Annotated in this window: 17 protein-coding genes; 12 read left to right on the top strand and 5 right to left on the bottom strand. The window is 63.7% G+C overall.

The genetic code is table 11. The features are described from left to right. Positions 1–43: 43 nt before the first annotated feature. Together PCO31010_RS11590 and PCO31010_RS11595 are read left to right on the top strand one after the other, a co-directional pair. Positions 44–1285, top strand: a complete 1242-nt coding sequence (locus PCO31010_RS11590) for a metal-dependent hydrolase family protein (protein WP_150661721.1) — start codon at positions 44–46, stop codon at positions 1283–1285. A 117-nt stretch (positions 1286–1402) separates the two neighbouring features. Further along, entirely contained in the window at positions 1403–2317 is a 915-nt protein-coding gene (locus tag PCO31010_RS11595; protein WP_150664405.1) for a LysR substrate-binding domain-containing protein, read from the top strand. A gap of 24 nt (positions 2318–2341) precedes the next feature. Here PCO31010_RS11595 and PCO31010_RS11600 read toward each other — a convergent pair whose 3' ends face one another. Further along, on the bottom strand, positions 2342–3223 hold the full coding sequence (locus tag PCO31010_RS11600; RefSeq protein WP_150664406.1) for a LysR family transcriptional regulator: 882 nt from the start codon (positions 3221–3223) through the stop codon (positions 2342–2344). 188 nt (positions 3224–3411) lie between these two features. Here PCO31010_RS11600 and PCO31010_RS11605 point away from each other — a divergent pair, with 188 nt between their 5' ends. Continuing rightward, entirely contained in the window at positions 3412–5001 is a 1590-nt protein-coding gene (locus PCO31010_RS11605; protein ID WP_373275331.1) for an MFS transporter, read from the top strand. 121 nt (positions 5002–5122) lie between these two features. Here PCO31010_RS11605 and purM read toward each other — a convergent pair whose 3' ends face one another. Continuing rightward, positions 5123–6169 carry a phosphoribosylformylglycinamidine cyclo-ligase gene (gene purM / locus PCO31010_RS11610; RefSeq protein WP_150664407.1) on the bottom strand — a complete coding sequence of 349 codons (1047 nt, stop codon included), beginning with the start codon at positions 6167–6169 and terminating at the stop codon, positions 5123–5125. A gap of 147 nt (positions 6170–6316) precedes the next feature. Here purM and hda point away from each other — a divergent pair, with 147 nt between their 5' ends. From hda to panB, 6 genes are all read left to right on the top strand, one after another. After that, positions 6317–7027, top strand: a complete 711-nt coding sequence (gene hda, locus PCO31010_RS11615; RefSeq protein ID WP_150664408.1) for a DnaA regulatory inactivator Hda — start codon at positions 6317–6319, stop codon at positions 7025–7027. A gap of 142 nt (positions 7028–7169) precedes the next feature. Next, positions 7170–7850: a histidinol-phosphatase gene (locus PCO31010_RS11620; RefSeq protein WP_150664409.1), complete on the top strand. Its 681-nt coding sequence runs from the start codon at positions 7170–7172 to the stop codon at positions 7848–7850. Further along, the gene (gene pcnB, locus PCO31010_RS11625; RefSeq protein ID WP_150664410.1) at positions 7847–9373 is read left to right on the top strand and encodes a polynucleotide adenylyltransferase PcnB; all 1527 of its coding nucleotides are present in this window, start codon (positions 7847–7849) and stop codon (positions 9371–9373) included. Before PCO31010_RS11620 ends, pcnB begins: the two co-directional genes overlap by 4 nt. After that, positions 9373–9885 carry a 2-amino-4-hydroxy-6-hydroxymethyldihydropteridine diphosphokinase gene (gene folK / locus PCO31010_RS11630; protein WP_150576205.1) on the top strand — a complete coding sequence of 171 codons (513 nt, stop codon included), beginning with the start codon at positions 9373–9375 and terminating at the stop codon, positions 9883–9885. Before pcnB ends, folK begins: the two co-directional genes overlap by 1 nt. Then, positions 9882–10538, top strand: a complete 657-nt coding sequence (locus PCO31010_RS11635; protein ID WP_150664411.1) for a deoxynucleoside kinase — start codon at positions 9882–9884, stop codon at positions 10536–10538. The genes folK and PCO31010_RS11635 overlap by 4 nt, the downstream gene beginning before the upstream one ends. Before the next feature lie 91 nt (positions 10539–10629). Beyond that, positions 10630–11448: a 3-methyl-2-oxobutanoate hydroxymethyltransferase gene (gene panB, locus PCO31010_RS11640; protein ID WP_150664412.1), complete on the top strand. Its 819-nt coding sequence runs from the start codon at positions 10630–10632 to the stop codon at positions 11446–11448. A 63-nt stretch (positions 11449–11511) separates the two neighbouring features. Here panB and PCO31010_RS11645 read toward each other — a convergent pair whose 3' ends face one another. After that, positions 11512–12879, bottom strand: a complete 1368-nt coding sequence (locus tag PCO31010_RS11645) for a sensor histidine kinase (protein WP_150664413.1) — start codon at positions 12877–12879, stop codon at positions 11512–11514. Further along, positions 12876–13538, bottom strand: coding sequence for a response regulator transcription factor (locus PCO31010_RS11650; RefSeq protein WP_150576202.1), 663 nt, complete (start codon positions 13536–13538; stop codon positions 12876–12878). The genes PCO31010_RS11645 and PCO31010_RS11650 overlap by 4 nt, the downstream gene beginning before the upstream one ends. A gap of 195 nt (positions 13539–13733) precedes the next feature. Between PCO31010_RS11650 and PCO31010_RS11655 the strand changes: the two genes are divergently transcribed. The 3 genes from PCO31010_RS11655 to PCO31010_RS11665 all read left to right on the top strand — a co-directional run bounded on the left by PCO31010_RS11655 (position 13734) and on the right by PCO31010_RS11665 (position 16571). Then, the gene (locus tag PCO31010_RS11655) at positions 13734–14534 is read left to right on the top strand and encodes an ABC transporter ATP-binding protein (protein ID WP_039401014.1); all 801 of its coding nucleotides are present in this window, start codon (positions 13734–13736) and stop codon (positions 14532–14534) included. 11 nt (positions 14535–14545) lie between these two features. Next, positions 14546–15454, top strand: coding sequence for an ABC transporter permease (locus tag PCO31010_RS11660; protein ID WP_174984651.1), 909 nt, complete (start codon positions 14546–14548; stop codon positions 15452–15454). Between the two features lie 88 nt (positions 15455–15542). After that, positions 15543–16571, top strand: a complete 1029-nt coding sequence (locus PCO31010_RS11665) for an ABC transporter substrate-binding protein (protein WP_150664414.1) — start codon at positions 15543–15545, stop codon at positions 16569–16571. A gap of 48 nt (positions 16572–16619) precedes the next feature. On the opposite strand, the gene PCO31010_RS11670 is transcribed toward PCO31010_RS11665, so the two are convergent. After that, positions 16620–18548: a chorismate-binding protein gene (locus tag PCO31010_RS11670; RefSeq protein WP_150664415.1), complete on the bottom strand. Its 1929-nt coding sequence runs from the start codon at positions 18546–18548 to the stop codon at positions 16620–16622.

Here is an 18548-nt window from a genome sequence, read left to right on the forward strand (position 1 = left end):
ACGTACAGGCGTCCGCTCAGAAAAACATCCCGGAGGAGAAGTCATGGAGTCGATTCTGCTGTCGAACTGCGCACTGCTGGACCCCGTCAAGGGCGAGCTTCGCGAAGATCACGCTGTGCTGATTGAAAACGGACGCATCAAGGAAGTCTCCGACAAACCGATTCGCGCGACGTCCGCACGCGAGATCGACGCGCACGGCCGCACCGTCATGCCGGGTCTCATCGATCTGCACGTGCACGTGCACGCCACGCAGCTCAATCTCTCGGCGCAAGCGCATCTGCCGAACGTGCTCGTCACGCTCAAATCGGTGCCGATTCTGCAAGGCATGTTGCGACGCGGCTTCACCACCGTGCGCGATGCAGGCGGCGCAGGTCACGCCATCAAGCATGCGGTCGAGAGCGGGCTGGCCGAAGGCCCGCGTCTGTTCGTGTCGGGCCGCGCGATCAGCCAGACCGGTGGACACGGCGACGGACGCCCGCGCACCGACTACATCGGCACCGACGGCCCATGCCCGTGCTGCGTGCGCGTCGGCGCGCTCTCCCGTGTGGCCGACGGCGTGGACGAAGTGCGCCGCGCCGTGCGCGAAGAGCTGCAAATGGGCGCAGACCAGATCAAGATCATGGCGTCGGGCGGCGTGGCATCGCCGACCGATCCCGTTGGCGCATGGGGTTATTCGGAAGACGAAATCCGCGCCATCGTTGCAGAAGCGCGCGGGCGTGGCACCTACGTGCTCGCGCATGCCTACACGGCGGCGGCCATCGAGCGTGCCGTGCGTTGCGGCGTGCGCACCATCGAGCACGGCAATCTTGTCGATGCGCCGACCGCACGCTTTATGGCTGAGCAAGGCGCGTATGCCGTGCCCACGCTGGTGACTTACGACGCACTCGCCAACGAAGGCAAGTCGCTCGGCCTGCCGGACGACAGCGTCGCGAAGATTGCCGACGTGCACGCGGCCGGTCTGCGCTCGCTGGAGATCTTCCGCGAAGCCGGGGTGAAGATGGGTTACGGCTCGGACCTGCTCGGCGAGTCGCAGCGTCTGCAAAGCGACGAATTCCGTCTGCGTGCCGAAGTACTGTCGCCTGCGGAGATTCTGCGCAGTGCGACGGTCGTCGGCGCGGAAGTGCTCGGACAGTCGGGGCAACTGGGTGAGATCGTGCCCGGTGCGCATGCCGATGTGCTGATCGTCGACGGTAATCCGCTCGCGTCGCTCGACTGCCTGCTCGGGCAGGGGGAGCGAATTCCGATGGTGATGAAGGGCGGTAAAATCCACGCTTTCGCGCTGTAAGGCAGTGGCTGCACCGGATGGGGAGGCGACGCGCCTCAAGGATTCGCGCGTCGTCGCTCACGTCTGATTCTGCGGCCTGACACGTCTGCCCACACGCCAACCTTCCGTGGAGAATCGATGGATTTCCGGCACATCGACGCCTTTCGGGCGCTGATGCTCACGCGCACGACCACCAAAGCGGCACAGGTGCTCGGCACGTCGCAGTCTGCGGTGAGTCGTCTCGTCGCCGATCTCGAACGCTCGACACGTCTCACACTGTTCGACCGTGCGCGGGGCCGTCTTGAGCCGACGACGGAAGCGTTCGCCCTGTTCGAGGAAGTCGAGCGCCGCTATGCGGGTCTCGACAACATCCGCGAGTTCGCGCTGAACCTGCGCAACCCCGACCGGGCCGTGATTCGTGTCGGCTCAGTCGTGTCGTTCGGGCTCGGATTCTCCGCGCGCGTGATGGCGGGTTATCGGGCGTTGTATCCGAGCGTGCAACTGGCGTTGACGACCGGCGCATCGGACCTGATTCGCGATCAGGTCGTCACGCATCAACTAGCGCTAGGACTGGTGACCGACACCATCGACGTGGCCGCGACGGACGCCGTTTCCTTTGCCAAACTCGACGCGATCTGCGCATTACCTGCGGGTCATTCGCTCGCGCGCAAGAAGGTGATTCGTCTGGCCGATCTGAAGGGACAGCCGATTCTCTCGTACGAGCCGACGGACATGATTCGCTGGGGCATGGACCAGTTGTTCGCCGACGGTCATCTGCACGAGCAGGTCGTGGCCACGGCGCGCTATTCGATCAACATCGGCACGATGGTCAAGGAGAACGTCGGTATCGGATTGCTGCACCCGGTGTCGGCCTACGACTTCCTCGATTCGGATCTCGTATTGCGACGCTTCGAGCCATCAATGCCCTTTCATACCCTGCGCATTACGCCGCGCGCCGCCGCCCCGAGCGCGCAGCTCGACGATCTCGTACGAGTGATGGAAACGACGTTGGACGATGTGATGGCGGCGGTGGAAGCGCGGATGAAGCGGTGATGCTTCGCTGCCCGCGAGCGATGCTCACAGCATCCGGTCGCACATGAAGTCGACGAACACGCGCAGCTTTGGCGAGAGATGCCGACTCGACGGCCAAAGCATCCAGAACTGCCCTGGGTTCTCCAGATACTCGCCAAGGAACGACTGAAGTCGTCCGGCAGCGAGCGCGTCGCGCGCAAGGAAGTCGGGCATGTAGGCAATGCCCAGCCCATGCGTCGTCGCGCTTAGCAACGCCTCCATGTTGTTGCATGTGAGGCTCGTGGGTAGCTTCGGTTCGTTCGTCACCTCTGCCACAAAGGCCCACGGCTGCAATTTCCCCGACGTCGGAAAGCGAAAACGGATGCACGCGTGCGCCACCAGATCGGCTGGCGATTGGGGCGTGCCACGCTTCGCGAGATAGCGCGGCGACGCACACAGGACGAACCGGAACGGCCCTGCCTTTCGCGACATGAGCGTGGAGTCGGGCAGGTCACCGCTGCGAATCACCACATCCAACCCGCTTTCGATCAGATCGACGATACGGTCGTCGAAGTTCAGATCAAGTTCGATGTCTGGATACTTTTCGGCGAAGGCAGGTAACAGCGGCATCACGAAGCGATATGCCGTGACCGGCAAACCGATACGCAATTTGCCGCGCGGCGTTTGCGACACCTGCGAAAGCATGGCGCGCGCGTCGGCCAGCTCATCGAGTACGCGACGGCAGCGTTCGTAGTACATCTGCCCGGCTTCGGTGAGATTCACGCGCCGCGTGCTGCGCTGAAAGAGCCGCACGCCGAGCGTCGTTTCGAGTCTCGCGATTTGCTTACCGATGGCCGATGCCGACACGCCCGTCGCGCGCCCCGCCGCCACGAAACTCAAGGTCTCGGCCGCCCGTACGAAAGCCGTAATTTCCGCCAGATTGTCCATCGTCGCTTACCTCTCACTCGCGGACCGCGCGCCGTTCGGCAGTGTCGCGTATCACGCGCCGTCAATTACGGAATTTTATTCCTGAATCTGAGAACTTTGCGCCTGTTTATTCTCGATTGACGATCTTCTAGCATGTATGACGTGACGTCGGCCGACGTTCCTCTTTCGTCTGCGACGCGTCGATTCGTATGGATTCGCGTCTTCTTCAGGATCTGTTCATGTCGATCACGACTTCTCGAGGTTCACCGCAAACGGACGCCTCGCTGCGCCGCCGGTTGCTGGGTTTGTTTTCCGTCTGCATCGCGGCGTTGTTGCTGCCGATGAGTTTTTCCGGCGGCGCCGTCGCCACCCCGGCCATCGGTGCGGCGCTGCACGGCAGTGCGCTGGAGATGCGCTGGATCACCAGCGCGTTCATGCTGGCGTTCGGCGGCTGCCTGATGGCCGCAGGGGCATGTGCCGACGCGTTCGGCCGCAAGCGTGTTTTCTTGCTGGGTGTCGGTGCATTGCTGCTGACATCGCTGGCATTGGCGCTGGCGCGCTCGGCGCTCGCCGTCGACTGGCTTCGTGCGCTGCAAGGCGTTGCGGCTGCGGCGACGCTTGCTGGTGGCGGTGCATCGCTCGCGCAGGACTTCGACGGTCACGCCCGCGCCCGCGCTTACGGGTTGCTCGGGACGACCTTCGGCGTCGGCCTGGCGTTTGGCCCGCTGCTTGCGGGCGCGTTGATTGCGCGCTTCGGATGGCAAGGCGTGTTCGGTGCGACAGCCGCCGTCTCCGCGCTGGCGCTTGTCATCGGCGCGCAGTGCGTGCGCGAATCGCGCGATCCAGCCGCCACGGGCCTCGACTGGCCCGGCACACTGACGTTCACCGGCGCCCTCTCGTGCTTCACTTACGGGGTGATTCAGGCACCGGCGCTTGGCACAACGGCACCGGAGGTAATCGGTGCGCTCGTGCTGGCGTTGTTGCTGGCGATTGCGTTTGTCTTCGTCGAACGGCATGTTGCGCATCCCATGCTTGACCTGACGTTGTTTCGCTACGTGCGCTTCATCGGCGTACAGATGTTGCCGATTGCGACTTGTCTTTGCTACATCGTGCTGCTGGTGTTGTTGCCCCTACGCTTCATCGGCGTGCACGGCGACAGTGAGATCGTGGCGGGGTTGAAGATGGTGGCACTGTCGTTGCCGATGCTTGTCGTGCCGTTCATCGCGACGCAACTCGCAAGGCGCATGCCTGCGGGTGTGCTTTGCAGTGCGGGACTGGTGATCGCAGCGGCCGGTCTGGGGTGGCTCGCGCGCAGCATCGGTGCACCGGAGACCGGCGTATTGAGCCCTTCGCTTTGGCCAATGCTCGTGATCGGCACCGGCAGCGCGATACCTTGGGGGCTGATGGACGGTCTGTCGGTCAGCGTGGTGCCGACGGAACGTGCGGGCATGGCCATGGGCATCTTCAACACGACGCGTGTGGCAAGCGAAGGTCTTGCGCTCGCGCTCGTGGGCGGGGTGCTGATCGCGCTGATTGGCACGCACTTGCCTGACGTGCATGGCGCCGTGGCTCCCGACATCACTCGTGAGGCGGTCAACCGCATCGTGGCGGGCGATCTTCATGGTGCGGCGGCAAGCGTCCCTGTGTGGAGCGAAGCGGTATTGCGCGACGCCTACGAACAAGCGTTCTCCGCCTTGCTCGAGCGCCTCGCCATGGCGACGATGTTGTGTGCAATCGTTGTGTTCTTCTGTCTCGGAGAAACACGCAGGCGGATGGCGACACAAGAGACGTCGTGCTGACATCGTCGAAGTGGCGACGGCGAACACCGTCCGAACGCAGACGATGACAACCCGCTAGCCCAAAAACAAAAAAGCCCGCCGGATCTCCGGCGGGCTTTTTGCATTCCTGACGACGGGTGTCTTACGACACGATCGTTTGCGCTTCGCCTTCCTTGCGCTCGCGGATCGTGCCCAGACGGTAGACCGTCTCGCCCGAGGCTTCGAGGTGCTTGACCGCAGCATCCGCGTCGGCAGCGGACACGATCACGGCCATGCCGATACCGCAGTTGAACACGCGGTGCATTTCGGCGTCGGCCACCTTGCCGTGCGCTTGCAGCCACTGGAACAGCGGCGGGAGCGTCCAGGCATCTTGCTTGATGTCGGCCGTCAGATGATCCTGCAACACGCGCGGGATGTTCTCGACAATGCCGCCACCCGTGATGTGGGCCATGCCCTTGACCGTCAGCGTTTCCATCAGCGCCAGCAGCGGCTTGACGTAAATACGCGTCGGCGCCATCAGCACGTCGCGCAGCGGCTGGCCGTGGAAGTCGGCGTCCAGATCCGGCTTGGCGACCTCGATGATCTTGCGAACCAGCGAGTAACCGTTCGAATGCGCACCCGACGAGGCCAGACCCAGCACCACGTCGCCCGGGACGATCGACTTGCCGTCGATGATCTTGCTCTTCTCGACTGCACCGACCGCGAAACCGGCGAGATCGTACTCACCGTCCGGGTACATGCTCGGCATTTCCGCCGTCTCGCCGCCGATCAGCGCGCAACCGGACAGCTCGCAACCCTGAGCGATGCCCTTGACGACCGTCGCGGCCGTGGCCACATCCAGCTTGCCGCAGGCGAAGTAGTCGAGGAAGAACAGCGGCTCGGCGCCCTGCACCAGAATGTCGTTCACGCTCATGGCAACCAGATCCTGGCCGACCGTGTCGTGTTTGTTCAGCGTGAAGGCCAGCTTGAGCTTGGTGCCCACGCCGTCGGTCCCCGAAACGAGCACCGGCTCCTTGTAGCGCTTGGGCACTTCGAACAGTGCGCCGAAGCCGCCAATGCCGCCCAGCACGCCGTCGCGCAGGGTTTTCTTGGCAAACGGCTTGATCGCTTCGACCAATGCGTCGCCCGCTTCGATGTCGACGCCAGCGTCGCGATAGGAAAGGCCGGAAGTTTCGTTAGGGTGTGACATGACGGGAATGCATCAAGGTTCGGTAAAATGCGATTTTACCCGATGCGCGTGTCCTTTCGGAACGCAATCCGGATATCGGACGCCAGGAATGCCCGGCGTGCCCTGCACAACCGTACTCTGCCGGCCTTTAGCCGGCTTTCTTCGTTCGTGATTCAGCAACTGTATCTCGACCTCGGCACCCCGCCGCCCGCGACGTTCGACAATTTTATTGTCGGGCCCAACCGCGAGGCGGCGCAGACGCTTGCCGACCTTCCCGCCGAACTCTCGTCGGGCACGGCGCGCGACCGCGGCATCTACCTCTGGGGAGCTGTCGGGTCCGGCCGCACCCATCTGATGGAGGCCCTGTGCCACGCCATGGGGCCGAGCGCGCGTTATTTGCGTCCCAACAGTCCGCTGGCCGCTTTCACGTTCGACGACGCCAGCACGGTCTACTGCGTGGACGACAGCGACAACCTCTCGCCCACGCAACAAATCGCCGCCTTCAATCTGTTCAACGAGACCCGCGCCCGTCCGCACTGCGCGTTCGTGGCCGCCGGCTCACAGCCGCCGGTCGACATGCCGCTGCGCGAAGACCTGCGCACCCGCCTCGGCTGGGGCCTCGTATTTCACATTGTGGGATTGGACGATGACGGCAAGAAGCAGGCCCTGCAAAACGCCGCACGCGAGCGTGGGTTGCAGTTGGCGGCCGACGTACCGGCCTATCTGCTCACGCACTTCGAGCGCGATATGTCGAGCCTGATGGCCTTGCTCGACCGGCTCGACCGGTTTTCGATGGAGCAAAAGCGGGCGGTCACGCTGCCGTTGCTACGCCAGATGCTCACCCATACCGACCCGGCCTCGCCGGACGGCAAACCCTGAGCGGTGGCCGATCGGAGACATTACCGGACACATCACATGAGGTACCTCTCGGTAACATTCGAGACCCGTTCCGCGCAGGTGCCAGCCCCCTCAATCACCGAACGACATTAGACGGCCCTTCGCTTCAGGTAAAATTCGCGCAATGACCAATTTAGCTCTCTTCGATCTCGATCACACCCTGCTGCCGACCGACAGCGACAAGGAATGGGGCCGTTTCCTCGTGCGCCAGGGCGCGGTTGAGCGCGACTCGTACGCGCAGGCCAACGAAGCCTTCTATCAGGACTACCGTGCAGGTCGGCTCGACATGCCGGCCTATCTGCGTTTCTGCCTCGCCCCGCTCGCGCGCTATCCGCGTGACCAGCTCGACGCCTGGCATGCGCAGTACATGGAAGAATCGATCCTGCCGCACGTGCGTCCGGAAGCGCTCGAACTGCTCGACATGCACCGCAAGGCGGGCGATCTGTGCGCCATCGTGACGGCGACGAACACGTTCGTCACCCGCCCCATCGCAAAGGCCTTCGGCGTCGACCATCTGATCGGTACCGAACCGGCGACCGTCGGCGACGACCCGAACGCGCGCTACACCGGCGAGTACGTGGGCACGCCGAGCTTCCGCGAAGGCAAGATCACCCGCACCGAAGCGTGGCTCGCCAGCCTCGGCAAGACCTGGGGCGACTTCAACCACGCCTTTTTCTATAGCGATTCCGCCAACGACGTCCCCCTGATGGAGAAGGTGAACCATCCGGTGGCAACGAACCCCGATGAGGCGCTGCGCGAAATCGCACTGGCGCGTCGCTGGCCCATTCTCGAGTTGTTCCAGTGATCCGCAAATTCATCAAGAAGCTGCTCGGCAAAGACGGCCAGACCGACGGCGGCGTAAATAGTCTGCCGCCCGGCACGCCGGTCGTCATTCCCGTTTCCGTGCACGGCATCGATCCGACGCTGCTGTCGAAGAACGCCGTGCGCGTGACCGACACGTTGCAGCAAGCCGGGTTCAAGGCCTTCGTCGTCGGCGGCGCGGTGCGCGATCTGCTGCTCGGCATCGCCCCCAAGGACTTCGACGTCGCCACGAGCGCCACGCCCGAGCAGGTCCAGCGCCTGTTCCGCCGCGCCCGCATCATCGGCCGCCGCTTCCAGATCGTTCACGTGCAATTCGGACAGGAGATCATCGAGACCTCTACGTTCCGGGCGTTGGTCGAGGCAGTCGATAGCGAGCAGATCGGTGCGCGTCGTCCGAAAAAGGGCGAGCTCGATCGCAAGACGCATGTCACCGACGAATCGGGCCGCGTGCTGCGCGACAACGTGTGGGGCGAGCAGGACGAAGACGCCGCCCGGCGCGATTTCACCGTCAACGCCATGTATTACGATCCGGCGACGCAGACGGTGCACGACTATCACCGCGGCTTTGAAGACATTCAGAAGCGCGTGCTGCGCATGATCGGCGATCCGGCCACGCGTTATCGCGAAGACCCGGTGCGCATGCTGCGCGTGGTGCGCTTCGCGGCCAAGCTCGGTTTCAAGATCGACGCAGCGACGGCCGAGCCGATTCCGCAACTCGCGCCGCTGATCGACAACGTGCCTGCGGCGCGTCTGTTCGACGAAATGCTCAAGCTGTTGCTCTCGGGTCACGCCTGGGCGTGTGTGCAGCAACTGCGCTCGCAAGGTCTGCATCACGGTCTGCTGCCGTTGCTCGACGTGGTGCTGGAGCAGCCGCTCGGCGAGAAATTCGTCACGCTCGCACTCGCCAATACCGACGCACGCATTCGTGCGGGCAAGCCGGTGTCGCCGGGCTTCCTGTTCGCGGCGCTGCTCTGGCATCTGGTACTGGAGAAGTGGCAGGCCTATCAGAGCGCTGGCGAATATCCGATTCCGGCGCTGCATCTCGCGATGGACGACGTGCTCGAGGCACAAACCGGCAAGCTGGCCATCCAGCGCCGTTTCGTCGCCGACATGAAGGAAATATGGGGCTTGCAGGTGCGTCTGGACAAGCGCGTCGGCCGTACGCCGTTGCGTCTGCTCGAACATCCGCGCCTGCGTGCCGGTTACGACTTCCTGTTGCTGCGTTGCGAGTCGGGTGAAGTCCCGGCCGAAGCTGGTCAATGGTGGACGGACTTCCTCGAAGGCGACTCGGTCAAGCGCGACGAACTGCTGTCGCAAGGCAGCGGATCGTCGGGATCGACGCCTGCTGCGAAGCGTCGCCGTCGTCGTCGCAAGCCCTCGGGCGGACGTGGCGGTGAAGGTGGTGAAGGCGGAGGCAATGAGGGCGGCGGCGGTAGTGAGAACGCTACCAGCGAGAATCATGGCAAGCGGGTATCATCGCGACAGCATGGTTCCGAAGGTGCTTAATGACTGTTGCCTATATCGGGCTCGGCGCGAATCTCGGCGACGCCCGCCAAGCGATTAAGGACGCCATCGTCTGCCTGGCGCAGCAGATCGGCGTCACGATCATCGGCAAATCCGACCTGTATCGCACCGCCCCCATCGAGTCGAGCGGCGACGACTATCTCAACTGCGCTGTCGCCGTCGAGACGAGTCTGAGCGCCCGCCAGCTACTCGCCCTGTGCTTGAAGATCGAATTGCATTTCGGACGTGAGCGGCCATACAAGAATGCGCCGCGCACGCTCGATCTCGATCTGCTGGTCTACGGCGACGAACGCATCACTGAGCCCGATCTGATCGTGCCGCATCCGCGTCTCGCGTTGCGTGCCTTTGTGCTGCATCCGCTCGCGGATATCGCCCCCGAACTCGACATTCCCGGCGTGGGACGCGTCAGCGCCCTGTTGCCCGACGTTGCCGATCAACGCATCGAACGCGTTGCTCAGGGCTGCTGCCCGACCAAGCGGGTTTGCACGTCATGAGATCGCCTGTACTCGGGCGATTTCGCTATCTCGCCGTCGAGGGTCCGATCGGCGTTGGCAAGACGTCGCTCGCGCAGCGTCTGACCGACGCAGCCGGTGCGGATCTGATGCTCGAACAACCGGTGCTCAATCCCTTTCTCGAACGTTTCTATCGCGACAGCGCGCGTTATGCGTTGCCCGCGCAGTTGTCGTTCTGTTTGCAGCGTGTCGATGAAGCGACGGAAATTGCTCGTCGTGAAATCGACGGCAAGCCGATCTTCACCGACTTCCTGCCGGAGAAGGACGGTCTGTTCGCGCGTCTTACGCTGTCTGCCGACGAGCTTGAGCTGTACCGCAAGCTTGTTGCGCATATCGAGCGTCCGCACCGTGCGCCAGACCTCGTGATTCATCTGCAAGCCAGTCCCGAAACGCTGTTCTCTCGCATCCAGAAGCGTGCGATTCCGATGGAACAGCAGATTCCGGACACCTATCTGCGCGCGCTGTGCGACATCTACGGCGAATTCTTCTATCATTACGCCGCTGCGCCGGTATTGACAGTCGACACAGAACAATTCGACCCGGCGCACGACGACAGCGACTTCGCCCTGCTGGTCGAACGCATCGATCAGATGCGCGGGCGCAAGGAAGTCTTCGTCAAGGGCGCTCGCCTCTGAACGCTGACCTCTGAAGCTCCGCCTTCCGCTGCGCTCATAGCGCACCCGTCGCATCTGTGCTGCCCGCGAACCCTCCTGAACCGAGGCTGACATGAGTTATCTGCAAGAATCCAACCGCAAGGCCGTGACCGTTCCCGGACTTGCCCAGATGCGCGCACGTGGCGAGAAGATCGCCATGCTCACCGCTTATGACGCAAGCTTCGCCGCGCTGCTGGACCGCGTGGGCGTCGACGCCATTCTGATCGGCGACTCGCTGGGCAATGTGATTCAAGGCCAGCGCACGACGCTGCCCGTCACGCTGCGCGACATCTGCTATCACACCGAATGTGTGGCACGTAGTGTTGAGAAGGCGCTCGTGCTGGCCGATCTGCCCTTCGGCACGTTCGGTACGAAGGAGCAGGCGTATCAGAGCGCCGTCGCCGTCATGCAAGCGGGTGCGCAGATGGTGAAGATCGAAGGCGGCGCGTGGCTTGCCGAGACGGTGCGCTTTCTGGTCGAGCGCAGTATTCCGGTGTGCGCCCACCTGGGTCTGACGCCGCAATCGGTGCACGCGTTCGGCGGCTTCAAGGTGCAGGGTCGTGAAGACGCGGCGCAGGTGCAACTGCTTGAAGACGCACGCGCGTTGCAAGCGGCCGGTGCTCAACTCGTGGTGCTCGAAGCGATTCCCGCCGCGCTTGCCACGCGTGTGACGCCGGAACTGCCGACGATGCCGACCATCGGTATCGGTGCGGGTGTCGACTGCGATGGTCAGGTGCTGGTGCTTCAGGACATGCTCGGCGTGTTCCCCGGCAAGTCGCCGAAGTTCTCGAAGAACTTCATGGACGGCCAGCCGAGCATTGCGGCGGCGATTGAAGCTTACGTGCAAGCGGTGAAGCACAGCACGTTCCCGACGTTGGAACATAGCTTCTGAGATCGGATGCAGGCAACGTCCGCGAGGACGAGAAAAAAGCGGTTCAGCGATGAGCCGCTTTTTTTATGCCGCGACCGGCAACGTCAGGATGACGGCAAAGCCCTCGCCATCCACACGCTCGAAGCTCATATGTCCTCCGTGGGCATGCACGACCTCCGCGACCATCGCCAGGCCCAGGCTTGCGCCTTCGCGTCCGTCCGCGCGCGATGAGAAGGGGGTGCGTACGCGTTGCCACTCCTGCTCCGGGATGCCCGGTCCGTCGTCGAAAAATCGCAAGCGCCACTGATCGCCGACACGCGTCACGTCCACATGAAGACGATGCGGTGCGCCGTAAGCCACCGCGTTGACCAGCACGTTCTTGATCGCCTCACGCAGACTCAACTCGTCGCCGACGATCATGCACGGCTCCTCCGGCGCATGCAGCGCAACGTCGATATCGCGCGTGGCGTACGACAACGTCTCGCGCATCGCTGTCTGCAACAGTTCGTTCAGATCGACGGGGATCGGCGCGACGCTCTCCGCCCGATGCTGCACCATCGCGTGATTGATCAGTTGATGGATCAGCCCACCCAGTCCGCGCGCCTGCTTCTGAATGCGGGCGATGTGCGTCTGACGCGCCGCCTCGTCCTGCGTCTGCGTCAGCATTTCCGCTTGCGCCGTAAGCGCAGTCACCGGCGTTCGCAGTTGATGGGCCGCGTCGCCGATCACGCGACGCATCAACGCTCGCGACGTCGCGAGCCGCTGCATGAAGTCGTTGATCGCACCGACGAGCGCCAGCGTTTCCGCAGGCACCGTCACGGCAAGGGGCGCAAGGTCGTTCGGATCCCGCGCGCGTATCGCCGCTTCGATTTGCTTGAGCGGTGCGAGCGCCTGACGCAGCGTCCACAACGCGGCGAGCATCGTCAGCACACCGGTCGCAATCGTGATGAGCAACGTGTTGTCGGCCAACCCGCGTGTGAAGCGTTCGCGCGCATTCTGCGTGTGTGCCAGCGCGACCACCGCCCACGGATGGGGCGACGTCACCGGCATGCGCCGTCCCACGACGGCGATGCGGATCGGCATCTCCTGATACGTGCCGTCGACCACGAGAGGACCGTCAGCCAGCTTGTCCCACGGAATCGGCGGACGGAACTCCGAATCACCCGCCACGGACCGGCCGTTCGGATCGAGCACGGTGTAAAAGATCTGATCGCCGGGAGCGAGCGCGGAAAAGGCCGCAAGCGGTACATCGACGTTCACTTCACCGTTCTGGTACCAGGTGTTCTCGGCCACCTGCAAGGCACTGCCGAGCAACCAGCGGTCGTAGGCCCGGTCGACGGCGGCGCGCGTCGAAAACCAGATGCCCAGCAGCACCGCAACGACGGCGAACGCCAGCACCGCACCCATGCGGATCACCAGACGCAGGTAAAGAGAGCGACCGGGGACGATCATGACAGGACGAGTTGGTAGCCCAGCCCGCGCAGCGTGCGAATCTGGAATTGCGCGCTGGCCAGCTTCTTGCGCAGACGGGCGACGTATTGTTCGATGGCGTTCGCATTCGGCGCGGGCTCGTCGCCGTACAAACGATCCATCAATTCGTCTTTGCCGAAAATACGCCCCGGGCGTCCGGCGAGAATTTCCAGCAGCGTGACTTCACGGCGCGTGAGTTCGATGGGCTGGCCGTCCACTTCGACGCCACGACTCTTGCGATCGAGCGTCAGATTGGCGCAGGTCAGACGATTGGTCGCGTCCTGCCCGGTGCGGCGCATCAACGCACGCACACGCGCTTCGAGCTCGCGGAAATCGAAGGGCTTGGTGAGGTAATCGTCCGCGCCGAGATCGAGCGCACGCACGCGCTCCTCGATCTCGGCACACGCGGTGAGCATCAGCACGCGCGTGGACAGGCCGCGCTCGCGCACGCGTTTGAGCAACTCGAATCCGTCGACATGCGGCAGCATGACGTCGAGGATCAGCAGGTCGTAGTCGTCGCCGATGCGGCCGGCGGCAACCGCCCCGTCGGTCTCGCAATCGAGCGCGTGGCCGAGCCTGCGCAATTGCGTGGCGATCGCTTCGGCGACATCGGCGGTGTCTTCCACCAGCATGATGCGCATGGTCTTCTCGTCTCCTAATCTTCCTGAGGCTTTCGTCTTCTGAGCGCGATTGTCTCGGAAATCCCAGTGAGCCACCTCAGTGTTTCCCCTGAATTCGGGCCGTGGCGCGGCCCGATGTCAGGTTCGCTACAGCTTCGCTACTTAGTATCGAGCCGACTACAAAAAAGCACTATCGCATTCTTCAGGAGACACGCAATGCACAACGCCCCCCATGCGGGCGCTGCGGGGACGACTTCGCCCGCAGTGCCGCCATTGCTCGAAATCGACGCCGTCACGCTGCAATACAAGACCGACGACTATCTCGTCACCGCCGCCCAGCAAGTGAGCTTCAACGTCTACCCGGGCGACCGCTTCGTGCTGCTCGGCCCGTCGGGCTGCGGCAAATCGACGTTGCTCAAGGCCATCGGCGGTTATCTGCCGCCGGTTCACGGCGAAATCCGCCTCAAAGGCCGCACGATCACCGAACCCGGCCCGGACCGCATGATGGTGTTCCAGGAGTTCGACCAACTCCTGCCGTGGAAAACCGTGCGTCAGAACGTGGAGTTTGCGCTCACGGCCAGCGGACGCCTCAAGGGACGCGACGCCGCTGAGCGCGCCGCCCACTACATCGAGAAAGTCGGTCTGGCGAAGTTTATCGACAGCTATCCGCACACACTCTCCGGCGGCATGAAGCAGCGCGTGTCCATTGCACGCGGCATGGCAATGGAGCCCGACGTCCTGCTCATGGACGAGCCGTTCGCCGCGCTCGACGCCCTCACCCGCCGCAAGATGCAGGACGAACTGCTGCGCCTGTGGGACGACACGCGCTTCACCGTGCTGTTCGTCACGCACGGCATCGACGAAGCGATCCGCATCGGCACACGCATTTTGCTGCTCTCGCCGCATCCGGGTCAGGTCAAGGCAGAACTCAACAGCATCGCCCCCGAACAACTCGGCACGGCGCATCAGAGCGAGCTTGAGACCCGCATCGATCAACTGCTGTTCGCGACCCACTGAGGATGACGGCCATGAATGCAATCCCTTCGCAATCCGCCACGTCGGCATCCCCTGCCCCGATCGAACCCGTCTACCGTCCGGAGTTCGTGCTCGAACCGGTGCAGGCCGAACTGTCGTCGATCCAGCGCCCGCTCTCCACCTTCGAGACCCTTTATCGACTGAGCTGGCTGCGCAAGACTGTGATTCTGTGTGTGCTGGCCATCATCTGGGAAATCTACGGACGCTGGCTCGACAACGCCCTGCTGTTCCCGAGCTTCACCGATACGGTCGCCGCGTTCGCAAGCGGTCTGACGAGCGGCGTGTTGCTGCTGCGCGCCGTGGTTTCGCTCAAGACGCTGCTTATCGGCTACGGCATCGGGATCGCACTCGCTGCGGTGCTGACGACGGTCGCCATCAGTTCGAAGATCGGCAACGATCTGCTGGAGACGCTCACCGCGATGTTCAACCCGCTGCCAGCCATCGCCTTGCTGCCGCTGGCACTGATCTGGTTCGGACTGGGCAACGGCAGCGTGATCTTCGTGCTCGTGCACTCGGTGCTGTGGGCCGTGGCGCTCAACACGCACAGCGGGTTCCGGGGCGTGTCGAAAACGCTACGCATGGTGGGCCAGAACTACGGTCTTAAGCGCTTCGCGCTGGTGCAGCACGTGCTGATCCCGGCGGCGTTCCCGAGCATTCTCACGGGCCTGAAGGTGGGCTGGGCGTTCGCATGGCGCACCCTGATTGCTGCCGAACTCGTGTTCGGCGTGTCGTCCGGCTCGGGTGGCCTGGGCTGGTACATCTTCGAGAACCGCAATTCGCTGGAGACGGCCAACGTCTTCGCCGGGCTGTTCTTCGTGATCCTGATCGGGCTGGCTGTCGAGAACCTGCTGTTCGCCCGCATCGAGAAGCGCACGTTGCACCGCTGGGGTATGCAGCACTGACACTCGGAGCGGACCGGATTTTCGGCCTGCTCCGATTGACGCCCTTTTTCATGGGCATGAATAATTCGAACAACACGGAGACAACATCATGAACCGACGCAATTTCACCCGCTGGGCAAGCGCACTCACACTCGCCGCGACGACTGCCCTGTCAACGCTCGGCAACGTGGCACACGCCGAAGCGAGCACCGTCCGCCTGTCGCATGGCTACGGCATTCTGTATCTGCCGCTCATGGTCATGCGCGATCAGCATCTCGTGGAGAAGCACGCGAAGGCGCTGGGGCTGGGCGATGTGAAGACGACCTGGACCATTCTCGACGGCGGCAACGTCATCAACGACGCCATGCTCGCGGGCAACCTCGACGTCGCGGGCACGGGCGCGCCGGGTTTCGTCACGCTCTGGTCGAAGGCGCACGGCATTCCGCGCTCGGAGGTGATTGGTCTGTCCGCGCTGTCGACGGGTCCGCTCTGGCTCAATACGAACAATCCGAACATCAAGTCGCTCAAGGACTTCACGTCGAAGGACAAGATCGCGATTCCGGGCATCAAGACGTCGCTGTCTGCCGTGCTGCTACAAATGGCCGTGGCCAAGACGTTCGGCATCGAGAACTACGCAAAGCTCGATCCGCAAACGGTCAGCCTGAGCCATCCGGAAGCTGTGAGCGCGCTGCTCTCGGGCAAGACGGAAATCACGGCGCACTTCACTTCGCCGCCGTTCTCGTATCAGGAACTGAAAGATCCGCGCATCAAGCGCGTGCTGAATTCGACGGACGTGCTGGGTAACATCACCATCGACGTCGTATTCGCGCCCAAGCAGTTCACCGTCCAGAATCCGAAGCTGGTGCAGGCCATTCTGGCGGCGCAGGAAGAGGCCGCGGCGTACATCGCCAAGGACCACGTGGGCGCGGCGCAGACGTTCCTTCGCGTGTCCAAGATCAACCTGCCGCAAGCGGAGATCGAGCAGATGCTGGCCGACCCCGGTCTGCAATTCACGACGACGCCGAACGGGCTGATGCAGTACGTCGAGTTCATGAGCCGCGCGGGCACGATCAAGACGCGTCCGGCGAAGTGGAGCGACCTGTTCGTGCCGCAGATGGCAGCGCGTCAGGGAAGCTGAAGGAAGTGAAGGATAGCGGCGCGTCGAGGGTATTGGCGCGCCGCTGTGTCAGGTGGCGGTCGTGGCCGCGATCGTCGCCGGTAGTGCGCCTCGCAGCGCATTGCACACGACGATGGCCTGCGCGGTGAGTAAGTCGTCGCGCGTGACGACCGCCTCGACGGCGGCCCACGACGGGTCGTCCAGTAGCACGCTGCGCATCACCCCGGGCAGCACGCCGGAAGACAACGGTGGCGTCATCCAGATGCCGTTAAGTCTGACGAACACCGTGCTGCGCCCGCCTTCCGTCAATTCGCCCCGGTCGTTGAAGAACAACACGTCGAACGCGCCTCGCGCTTCGGCCGCTTTCCAGGCGGCGTCGTAACGCGCGCGCACAGTGGTCTTGTGGCGCAGAAACAGATCGTCCGCGCGCGTCGTTTGAGAGGCATCGGCCAACAGCACCTTCACCCTGTCGCCGTGCAGCGGTGTGAGCACACCATGCGTGATCGCCGCCGTGCCGTTGTGAGACAACGCGAGGCGTACGCGATGGATATCGTCTTCACTCAGCGTTGCGACCACCGCGTCGATTTGTTCGCGCAACGCCGCTTCGTCAAACGTGAAGCCGAAGTATTGCGCCGACTTCTGCAAGCGCGACAGATGCCGTCCGAGATGGGGGACGCCGGAGGCACGGGTCGCCTGCATCGTCTCGAAGAGTTCAAAGCCCGGATCGAGTGCGCTCAGGAAGCGCGCCTTCAGGCGGCACTCGTCGCGTTCTTCATCGGCTTTACTGTCCAGCACGATCCCCGCGCCGACGCCCAGGCGTCCGCGACGCAGGCCGCTCGCGCCCGGCGCGTCGAGTTCGAGCGTGCGGATCGCAACCGACATGCAGAAGTCGCCCAGCGCCTGCGGATCGTCACTGCGCGCGTCGAGCCAGCCGATGGCCCCGGTGTAAAGACCGCGCGGCGACGTTTCCAGCGCACCGATCAACTGCATCGTCCGATGCTTCGGGGCGCCCGTGATCGAACCGCAAGGGAATAAGGCGCGCAGCACGTCGGCCATCGAGGTCGTGTCCGGCAACGTTGCGGTGACGGTCGACGTCATTTGCAGGACGCTGGCGAAGCGCGTCACCTCAAACAGCTTCGGCACTTTGACCGAGCCGGATGTCGCGAGACGTCCGAGATCGTTGCGCAGCAAGTCCACGATCATCAGGTTCTCGGCGCGGTTCTTCTCGTCGGCGGCGAGGGCTGCGCTGCGCTGTGCGTCAATAGTGGCATCGCCGCACGCGGGCGCCGTTCCCTTCATCGGACGTGCCTCCACCTGACCGCGCGAATGACGCAGGAACAACTCAGGCGACAACGAAAGAATCGCGCGACCGGCAACGCCTCGTGCGCCGGGCAGCATCACGAGTGCGCCGTACGGCACCGGCTGACGCGCGCGCAGGCGACGATACAACGCGACTGGCGAGCCGAACGCGTCGAAATTCAGACGGTACGTGTAGTTGATCTGATAGCACTCGCCTTGTGCGAGCCATTCGTGAATACGGGCGATGGCGTCGTCAAAGGCCGCATCGCTTACGTCGCTCTGCAATGCGCCGATGCCTGCAACGGCGGGGGCGGCGGTCACACGTTCACCGGTGTCCTGCCACGCGTCGGCATCGCCTCCGGCGTCCACCCACTCCTGACGCGCCAGCCACGCCTGCGTCTGCGCGGCGTCGAGCCGCTGCATCCCGGAGAACAGCATGGCGCGGAACTGGCCCGGCGCACGACGCGTCGCGACCGTATGCACGCCACCGAGGCGCACACCGAATTCGTAATCGGCCAGCAGCACGGCGTGCAGGCCGTGACGCGTGGCGTCTTCCACTTCGCGGAGCGCGTCGGAAAGCACAGCGGGCTCGTCGCAAGTTACCTCGCGTACGAGCCCGGTGTACAGACGCGCCCCACCGGCCGGATCCGCACTGTCGTCCAACAGCGCGAACGCGGCCAGGGGCGCTTCACTTTGCAT

Origin of the sequence: Pandoraea commovens (assembly GCF_902459615.1) — a bacterium.
Classification (GTDB): domain Bacteria; phylum Pseudomonadota; class Gammaproteobacteria; order Burkholderiales; family Burkholderiaceae; genus Pandoraea; species Pandoraea commovens.